This window comes from Phenylobacterium sp. (assembly GCF_028290885.1).
Classification (GTDB): Bacteria; Pseudomonadota; Alphaproteobacteria; order Caulobacterales; family Caulobacteraceae; genus Phenylobacterium.
In genome coordinates this window covers 1-8,526 of record NZ_JAQGIZ010000066.1, presented here as the reverse complement: position 1 = coordinate 8,526, position 8,526 = coordinate 1, and the positions used below count along the sequence as shown (strand labels likewise).

10 protein-coding genes and 1 pseudogene are annotated in these 8,526 nt (G+C 69.3%); 1 reads left to right on the top strand and 10 read right to left on the bottom strand.

Translation table 11 applies throughout. The features are described from left to right. The 3 genes from JWP28_RS05330 to JWP28_RS05320 form a co-directional block, all read right to left on the bottom strand. Nucleotides 1-714: GTPase (locus JWP28_RS05330; protein ID WP_299540817.1), on the bottom strand; the 714-nt coding region annotated here is incomplete at its 3' end. Between the two features lie 188 nt (nucleotides 715-902). After that, nucleotides 903-1,247, bottom strand: coding sequence for a hypothetical protein (locus JWP28_RS05325; protein ID WP_299540814.1), 345 nt, complete (start codon nucleotides 1,245-1,247; stop codon nucleotides 903-905). A 136-nt stretch (nucleotides 1,248-1,383) separates the two neighbouring features. Further along, the gene (locus JWP28_RS05320; protein ID WP_299540812.1) at nucleotides 1,384-1,794 is read right to left on the bottom strand and encodes a hypothetical protein; all 411 of its coding nucleotides are present in this window, start codon (nucleotides 1,792-1,794) and stop codon (nucleotides 1,384-1,386) included. A gap of 139 nt (nucleotides 1,795-1,933) precedes the next feature. On the opposite strand from JWP28_RS05320, the gene JWP28_RS05315 reads away from it, so the two are divergent. After that, nucleotides 1,934-3,007, top strand: a complete 1,074-nt coding sequence (locus JWP28_RS05315) for a sensor histidine kinase (RefSeq protein WP_299540810.1) — start codon at nucleotides 1,934-1,936, stop codon at nucleotides 3,005-3,007. 21 nt (nucleotides 3,008-3,028) lie between these two features. On the opposite strand, the gene JWP28_RS05310 is transcribed toward JWP28_RS05315, so the two are convergent. From JWP28_RS05310 to JWP28_RS05280, 7 genes and pseudogenes are all read right to left on the bottom strand, one after another. Next, nucleotides 3,029-3,778 carry a tetratricopeptide repeat protein gene (locus tag JWP28_RS05310; RefSeq protein ID WP_299540807.1) on the bottom strand — a complete coding sequence of 250 codons (750 nt, stop codon included), beginning with the start codon at nucleotides 3,776-3,778 and terminating at the stop codon, nucleotides 3,029-3,031. Nucleotides 3,779-3,843: 65 nt separating this feature from the next. After that, entirely contained in the window at nucleotides 3,844-4,464 is a 621-nt protein-coding gene (gene pth, locus JWP28_RS05305) for an aminoacyl-tRNA hydrolase (protein ID WP_299540804.1), read from the bottom strand. 33 nt (nucleotides 4,465-4,497) lie between these two features. After that, the gene (locus tag JWP28_RS05300) at nucleotides 4,498-5,157 is read right to left on the bottom strand and encodes a 50S ribosomal protein L25/general stress protein Ctc (protein WP_299540801.1); all 660 of its coding nucleotides are present in this window, start codon (nucleotides 5,155-5,157) and stop codon (nucleotides 4,498-4,500) included. Nucleotides 5,158-5,286: 129 nt separating this feature from the next. After that, nucleotides 5,287-6,354 (bottom strand): hypothetical protein, encoded by a 1,068-nt coding sequence (locus JWP28_RS05295; RefSeq protein WP_299540799.1) that lies wholly within the window; start codon nucleotides 6,352-6,354, stop codon nucleotides 5,287-5,289. Between the two features lie 119 nt (nucleotides 6,355-6,473). Continuing rightward, the gene (locus JWP28_RS05290; RefSeq protein ID WP_299540797.1) at nucleotides 6,474-7,409 is read right to left on the bottom strand and encodes a ribose-phosphate pyrophosphokinase; all 936 of its coding nucleotides are present in this window, start codon (nucleotides 7,407-7,409) and stop codon (nucleotides 6,474-6,476) included. Between the two features lie 85 nt (nucleotides 7,410-7,494). Next, entirely contained in the window at nucleotides 7,495-8,262 is a 768-nt protein-coding gene (pgeF, locus tag JWP28_RS05285) for a peptidoglycan editing factor PgeF (protein ID WP_299540795.1), read from the bottom strand. Nucleotides 8,263-8,266: 4 nt separating this feature from the next. Then, nucleotides 8,267-8,526: pseudogene (locus JWP28_RS05280) on the bottom strand (class I SAM-dependent methyltransferase); the annotation flags it as partial.

Genomic DNA, 8,526 nt, shown 5'->3' with positions numbered 1-8,526 from the left:
GTCGAGCATGGCGATCTCGCTCTCGATCTGGGCGGAGATGACCACCGAGTCGGCGCCGTCGCGCGTGGCGCGCTCGGCCACCAGCCGCGACATCTCGTTGCCGGTGGCGGCGGAGGCCTCGTCGACGTTGGCGACGTAGAGCGCCGGCTTCGAGGTCAGCAGCTGCAGCATCCGCCAGGCCTTGTCGTCGTCTTCGGCGATCTTTGCCTTGCGAGCCGGGCGGCCGGCGTTCAGCTCGGTGAGCGCCAGCTGCACCAGGCGCAGGGTCTGGGCGGACTCCTTGTCGCCGGTCTTGGCGCGCTTCTCCAGGTTGGAGACCCGCTTCTCCAGGCTCTCGAGGTCGGCCAGGGGATCGACCTTGCCTTCGACGTGGGTCACGTCGTCGTCGATGAAGCAGCGGGTGACGAAGGCCACCGCGTCGGTGTCGCGGATGTTGGCCAGGAACTGGTTGCCGAGGCCCTCGCCCTTCGACGCCCCGCGCACCAGGCCCGCGACGTCGACGAAGTTGATCCGCGCCGGGATGATCTCCTTGGAGGGGATGATCGCCGCCAGCTTGTCGAGCCGGGGCTCGGGCACGGCGACGTCGCCGACGTTGGGCTCGATCGTGCAGAACGGATAGTTCGCGGCCTGGGCCGCGGCGGTCTGGGTGAGCGCGTTGAACAGCGTCGATTTGCCGACATTGGGCAGGCCGACGATGGCGACTTTCAGGGCCATGGAGTCTTTCGGATTTCGAGTGGGCGGACGGTCGCGCGACCTAGCACGGGCGGCAGGTCGGGCCTAGGCCGTCGCCCCAAGTCGTGGAAATCCGGACCGCCGTCCGGCGTCCGCCACCGGCGCTCCGGGACGGTTTGTGTATTTCAACGAACCGGAGTCGCCGTTCCGGTTTCTGCAAATTCGACTCCCTAGTGGGGCCGGGCCTCGGTCTGCGCGGACGATGCTTCCTGTCCGATCGGGGTTTCGGGCCGGGCCGAGTAGATCACCTCGCCGGCGGTCACTTCGGGCTCGCCCTGATAGAGGTCGGACAGGTTCTGCTTGATCCAGGCAAGGGCGCGGTCCTTGACGCGGTCCGCATCCTCGCGGGTCTCGAACATGGTCACCGACAGGCCAACCCCACCGCCGGCGTCGATGATGTGGTAGCCCTTGAAGCCGTTGGCCGTGAGCAGCATCGGGGCAAGTCCGGCTTCGGCCCGCCGAGCAGCCTCGGCCACCGAACTCAGCGAATTGAAGCGACGGGTAATGACGTACATGGGCTCCTCCTGCGGCTATCCGCCAAGCCCTCCCGACGTCACGATTGTGGACCCGCGGCGCGCCGGCCGCACCTGAATTCACGCTGTTGGAATCAAGCCGTGACCAGGCGCCGCCCGGTCGGGTAGGCGGACGCGGCTAAAAGAATTCGCTGAGGAACGCCGCCGCCTCATCCGAGATGCCGACGATCTTGTTCGTCGCCTGGCGATAGAATTTGAAATTGAGCTCAGTCCCGGGCTGGCCGTCATTCCAGTCGGTGAGATGTTTGAGCTCGCTTCGCCCCAGCGGCCGCTTCGCGACCGCGGTGCGTCTGATGGAGAGGCTCACGCGCGGCGTTTGCCGGGCGACGCCGCGCGTCTTCGCGACGGCTTCGGCGGAAGTGGCGACGCCACGCGCGATGAGGCCTTGCCCGCCCTCGTTCTCGCTCGCGAACACGAAAACAATGTCGCCTTGGGCAATGTCCTTACCGCCATACATCGTCTTTTGCGCGGTGAACGCGAACGTCTTCCCCCGCGGATCGCAAACCTCGGCTTTGATCGCGAACGCCATGCTTGTCCTCTCCCGCCCTAGATGAGCGCCGACTGTGAAGTCGGTGACGAGATCTCGCGCCTTGCACTCCCATTTTCCCCTGGGGTTACCGTCCGTAAATCGAGGCCTTCTGGGAGGGTCAACGAGCGGAAGACGCCTGATGCCGAAGAAGCCACCAGCCTCCTCGAATGGCCACTTCGGCCCTGGAAGCGGCCTGCCCTGGAAAACGCTCATCGGATCCCTGATGCCGGCCGCAGGCAGAGATCGCGGCGCCGGCGGTGAGCCGGCTTTTGGTCGAGCGTTCGTGAGATCTGCGGCAATGCTGCTGCTGGGCGCCGCAGCCGGCGGAGCGTCGTTACTGCTCCGATACGCCCTTGTGCCGGTGCTCGGCGTAGATGAGCCGTTCCTGCCGTTGTTTCCGCTGGTCCTGTTGTCGACCTTGACCGGCGGCGCCTGGGCCGGCGCCGCATGCCTCGGCGTCGGTGTCCTAGGCGCTTGGTATCTGTTCATGGGGCCGCCGCTCTCGTTTGTGCTCGCACCTTACGAGCTCGGCGGGCTTGTCGGCGCCTTCCTCGCCGGTCTGATCATCCTGCTGATGTGCCTGGCGCTCGTTCGTCTTCTGGCGCGGGCGACCGCGGCTGCCGAGCATGAACAGATTATCGCCCGCGAGTTTGAGCACAGGATGAGGAACACCCTGACGCTCGTGCAGGCCATAAGCCGTCGCACCTTCAGTCCGGATCGTCCCCTGGACGACGCGCAGCGGGAATTTGAAGCGAGGTTGCGGGCCTTGTCCGAAGCGCATGCGGCCTTGCTCGCCGCGCGCGGGCAGGGCGCCGAGCTCAGGGCGGTCGCCGCCCAGATCCTGGCGCCCTTTGGCTACGTCCCGGGGGAGCATCGCCTTGTGATCGAGGGGCCTGACGTCAGGCTCGGCCCCGCGGCGGCGACGGGCATTGCGCTCGCGCTGCACGAGCTGTCCACGAACGCGGTCAAGTACGGCGCGCTTTCCGCGCCCGCGGGAAAGGTCGTCGTTGAGTGGCGTCTGGTCGAGGGCGATCCCCCCGAGTTGCGCCTCACCTGGCGCGAGAGCGGCGGCCCCTTGGTCGTGCCGCCCCGGAAGAGGGGCTTCGGATCCCAGCTCATCGAGCGGAACTTGGCCCAGGCGCTGGGCGGAACAGCAAAGCTGCAATTTGCTCCAGACGGCCTGCGCGCCGAGATCGCGGCGCGGTTGCGATGAGCATGGGGGCGCCGCCCTGCCTTAGGCCCCGCTGAGCGCCTGGGCCGCCAGGTCGCGCCAGGCGCGGCCTTCCTTGCGGAACTGCGGCTTCAGCTTCTCGAGCCGCTTGTCCATGTCCTGAACGGCTTCGCGCGCCTCGTCCCTGCGGCCATTGCGGGCCATGAAGGCGGCGTAGCGGCCCAGCGCCTCGAAGCCCGGCATGCGCTGAGCCGCCCATTGCAGGGCGGTGTCGGCTTCGGGGATGCGGCCGAGGTCCTCGTAGGCGCGGCCGAGCGCCAGGGCGGCGGCGGGCGTGCGGCCATGCGCTTCGTCATCGCCGAGCCGCTCCAGCACCGCCAGCGCGTCGGCCGGCCTGCGCAGTTCGAGCAGGGCGTTGGCGAGGCCCAGCAACAGCACCGGATCGTCGGCCATCACGCCCTGGGCGGCGGCCCGGTAGAGCGCCTCGGCCTCGGCAGGCTTGCCGAGGTGGGCGGCGGCGGCGGCCAGCCGCGATTGGTTGCGGACCGTCGGGGTCTCCTCGCAGGCGGCCTTGGCCTCGCGGTATTCGCGGTGCGGGTCGAGCGTCTCGCGCGCGGCCTGGCCGATGCGCCGGACCGTCGTTCCCCCCAACAGCCCAGGCACGACCTGGGTCAGGAAATAGACCGCTCCGCCGAGCGGCTGGAACATCAGGATGATCCACAGCCAATAGGTCGCGCGCCCGGTGCGCACGGCGTGCACGCACAGGGCGACGGCGATCAGCAGGGAAAGGACGATCAGTGACAGTGAGGGCATGGTCGGCTTAGGCCGCTCAGTTGGTGATCTTCGGGCGATTGTTCAAGGATTTCAGTCCGCGCCCGTCACTTCGCGTCTTTGGCGAGCTTGCGCGGGTCGGCCTTCTCGGCCGGCGCGAGGCGCATGACCTCGGTCTGGTACTTCTCGTCCTCGCCGGCGGCCAGCAGGGGAGCCGCGTCGGCGCAGGCCTGGATCAGCGGCTCCACCCATTTCAGGTCGGCCTTGTGGAAGTCCGAGAGCACGTGGCCGTGGACCAGGGCCTTGTCGCCCGGGTGACCGGTCCCGAGCCGGGCGCGGCGGAAGTAGGGCCCCACCTGGGCGGTGATCGAGCGCACCCCGTTGTTGCCCGCCGCGCCGCCGCCGGCCTTCATGCGGAAGCGGCCGGGGGCGAGGTCGATCTCGTCGTAGAACACCACCAGGTCGGCGGGGTCGATTTTGAAGAACTTCAGCGCCTCGCCCACCGCGCGGCCGGCCTCGTTGTAGAAGGTCTGCGGCTTGAGGATGAGGGTGCGGACCGGGCCGTCCGGCGTCTCGATGGCGCCTTCGCGGACGAAGCCCTGGAAGCGCGAGCGCGGCGGGCCGAAATCCCACCGGCGCGCGATCTCGTCCACGGCCATGAAGCCGATGTTGTGGCGGTTCTTGGCGTGGGTCGGGCCGGGATTTCCCAGCCCCGCGATGAGCAGCATTCGGACGCTCCGATCAGGACCGGAGCGGCGGGACTACTCCTCGCCGCCGCCTTCGGAGGGCGCTTCGGCTTCGGTCGCCTCGGCGGCTTCCTCTTCGCCTTCCGCGACGGTCGGCTCTTCTTCGACGACCTCGGCCATGGCGCCGGCGATGGTCGCCACCACGGTGTCCGCGTCGATGGCGGCCTCGGCCTTGCCCGGGACCTTCAGGTCCGAGACGCGGATGGTCGCGCCGATGTCCAGGCCGGTCAGGTCGACGACGATGTCCTCGGGAATCTCATCGGCGGCGCAGGAGACGGTCAGCGAGTGCAGGACGACGTTCAGCGTGCCGCCGCGCTTGATGCCCGGCGCCTCTTCCTGGTTGACGAAGTGCACGGGCACTTCGATCTTGATCTGCTGGTGCGCGCTGACCCGGTAGAGGTCGAAATGCCAGGGCTGGTCGGTGACCGGGTGCATGTCCACAGCCTTGGCGATCACCGGCTGGGTTTCCTTGCCGTACTTCAGGGTCACCAGGTGGCCCAGGAGCTTGCCGGTGTAGAGCGCCTTGCGGAACTCGTTGACCTTCACGGAGATGGCCACCGGATCCTGGTCGCCGCCGTAGAGCACGCCGGGAACCAGGCCGGAGCGACGGGCGACGCGGGCGCCGCCGGTGCCGGTCCGCTCGCGCACTTCAACGTTCAATACGATCTCGGCCATGGCCTTGCCTCAAAACGAAACCGCCGCGCGATGGCCGCGCGGCGACGCAAGTTGCGACCGCTGGGGTCGAAAGGTGCGCGTAGATACACAAAAGCCTCCGCCCGCGCAACGGGCGGAGGGTCTAAAACCTCAGCGCTTCTTCGGACGCGAGCGCACGGTCGTGGTCGTCGAGGCCCGGGTGAGCGCCGCGTCGGCGGCGGCCTGCACGCGCGGGTCCACCGGCTCGGCCACGCCGACGCCCTTGATCAGGCAGTGGCCGGTGTCGATCAGGATGTGCTGACCCAGGCAGAAGACGTCCTCGTAGTGCGGCTTGGCCACCGCCAGGCACTGGTACAGGTTGAGCTTCGACATGTTGAGGCAGGTGGCGGAGTTCGGCTCGGCCAGGATCGGCATCACCTGGGCCAGGCTGGCGTCGTCGGCGTAGCCCAGGGCGGCCAGGGCCGCGATCGCCAGACTGCGGATGACCAGGGGCGTGTAGGGCGGGCTGGCGCTCTCGGCGGAGAGGCCCATCTGCGCCGACCCGGTCACCGCCTGCTGCAGGCGCGAGGTCTCGGCCACCTCGCCGAGGCCGGGCGTGGCGGAGAGCGACTTGGCCAGGGCCAGCCGGATGTCGCGGGCCGGCACGTCGCCCTTGGACCACGCCTGGTGCTGCACGTCATAGGCGGCCTGCTTCACCGAGCGGCCGGTCTCGAGCAGCTTGCGGCCGTCGCCGCCGAGGGCGCCCATCACCAGGCCCGCGGCGCTGGCGGAGCCGTCGAACCCGACGGCGTAGGCGGGGTCTTTCATGATCTCGTAGGCCACCGTGCGGCGCTGGTCGGGGTCGCCGACGAACTTGCGCACGCCCGCCACATAGGCCGGGTCCTGCAGGGCCACCACGGCGCCGTAGGCGATGGCGCCGCGCAACAGGTGTCCCGGCTCATAGGAGGCGCCGGTCTTCAGGCTCTGGGCGACGTCGTCGGCGCCGGAGAAGGCAGGCGAGATGGCGCTCGCGCGGGTGACATAGGCCCGATAGGCGGCGGCCTGCTCGACCACCCGCGGCGACAGGCTGACCGGCGGAATCACGGCGACCGGCGCAGGCGGCGGAGGCGGCGGAGGCGCGGGCGCGGCGCATCCGGCCAGCACGGCGCTCAACACCAGGGCCGCCACGCTGGCGGCGGTCCGCGCACGGGGATTACGGACAACAACAACGGAGGTCATCTAAAGGCCTTCCCCACGGACGCGTGGCGTCACTCTAGCAATCGTCCCCCGGCGAGATTGTGGCCTCGCACGGCAAACACCTGCTGAGCAAGCGTGGCCGGACGGAAAAGACCGCAACTTCAATCGAAGAGTTTCGACACCGACTCTTCGTTGGCGATGCGGCGGATCGCCTCGCCGATCAGCCGGTCGCAGCTGACATAGCGGATCTTGCCGCCGTCCAGGGCGCGGTCCGGCGGCTGGATGGAGTCGGTCATCACCAGCTCCTTGAGGATCGAATCGTTCACCCGCTCCACCGCCGCCCCCGACAGCACGCCGTGCGTGACATAGGCCGAGACCTCGGCCGCGCCGTGGTCGACCAGGGCCTGGGCGGCGTTGGTCAGGGTGCCGCCGCCGTCGATCATGTCGTCGAACAGGATGCAGCGGCGCCCCGAGACGTCGCCGATGATGTTGGCGACCTCGCTGGCGCCAGGCCCTGTGCGGCGCTTGTCGACGATGGCGAGCTCGGCGTTCAGCCGGGTGGCGACCGCCAGCGCGCGGACCACTCCGCCCACGTCCGGCGAGACGATCATCAGCTCGCTGGTCTTCTTGTGGTTGTCCTTGATGTCGGCGGCCAGGATCGGCGCGGACAGCAGGTTGTCGGTGGGGATGTCGAAGAAGCCCTGGATCTGGCCGGAGTGCAGATCCATGGTCAGCACCCGGTCGGCGCCGGCGCGCGTGATCAGGTTGGCCACCAGCTTGGCGGAGATCGGCGTGCGGCCGCCGGTCTTCCGGTCCTGCCGGGCGTAGCCGAAATAGGGCATCACCGCGGTGATCCGCTTGGCCGAGGCGCGTTTCAGCGCGTCGATGCAGATCAACAGCTCCATGAGGTTGTCGTTGGCCGGGTAACTGGTCGACTGGATCACGAAGACGTCCTCGCCGCGGACGTTCTCGTCGATGGTCACCCAGACCTCGTTGTCGGCGAAGCGCTTGACCTGGGCCTTGGTCAGCGGAAGGTCGAGGTGCGAGGCCACCGCCTCGGCCAGCGTGCGATTGGAGTTGCCGGCAAGCAGCTTCATCGGAGCTCCGCGAGACGAGTGCGCTATGGGCGGGGCTTGTAGCAGGGGAAGGCCGGGAGTCTATCCCTGCGAACCTAAACCGTCGTCATGTGAGAGCGATCGCCGACATCAGCCGGCCGAAGTCGGGTTCGCCCAGCTTGAAAGCCCGGCGGTTGGAGAAGAAGCGGTCGGGCTCGGCGCAGGTGTCGTGGCCCAGCCACTCGGAGATGCCGACGCCGGCGACGGCGAGCCGGCCCAGCACGAAGGCCGGCAGGTCGAACATCCGCTTGTGCCGCGAAGCGCCGGCCGAGAAGAAGCCCTCGTAGGCAGGGTTGGCCGCCATGAACCGTTCGAGGAACTCCAGGCCGACCTCGTAGGACAAGGGCCCGATGCAGGGCCCCACCGCGGCGCGCAGCTGGCTGCGCCGGGCGCCCAAGGCCAGCATCTGCTCGACCGTCGCCTCGACGACGCCGTCGAGCGCGCCCTTCCAGCCGGCGTGGGCGGCGGCGACCACGCGGGCGTCGGGATCGGCGATCAGCACCGGGGCGCAGTCGGCCGCCAGGGCGCCGCAGACCAGGCCCGGCGTGGCGCTGACCACGGCGTCGGCGTGGGGCGCGGCCTCCGGCCAGGGCTGTGTCGCGGCGACCGCGTCGGGCGAATGCACCTGGTAGGCGGTGACGATCGTCCCGGCGCCGAAGTGGTCGGCGGCGCGGCGGCGGTTCTCCCGCACCGCCTCGGCGTCGTCCCTGGAGCCCAGGCCGACATTCAGGCTGGCGTAGATCCCCTGCGAGACGCCGCCCTGGCGAGTGAAGAAGGCGTGCCGCACGCCAGCCACGTCGAGCAGGGGCGAGGTCAGCACGGGAACGTCGCTCATGTCGCTAGTCCTCGTCGAAGGCAGGCGGGACCCAGCCGGGGGAATGCAGGCAGGCGGCCTTGAAGAGCTCGCCCATCTCGTCCGCGGCCATCAGGCGGTTGAGCTGGCGGCCGATCACCGAGGCCCGGTCCGGCCGGGTCCTCACCAGGGCCTCGGCGCGCTCGCCGACGCCCATGCGGGCCAGGAAGGCGGCCTGGGTGAGGATGGCGGTCGCGGCGCCTTGCGCCTCGGCGGCGGCGAGCACGGCGGGGAAGTCCGCATGTA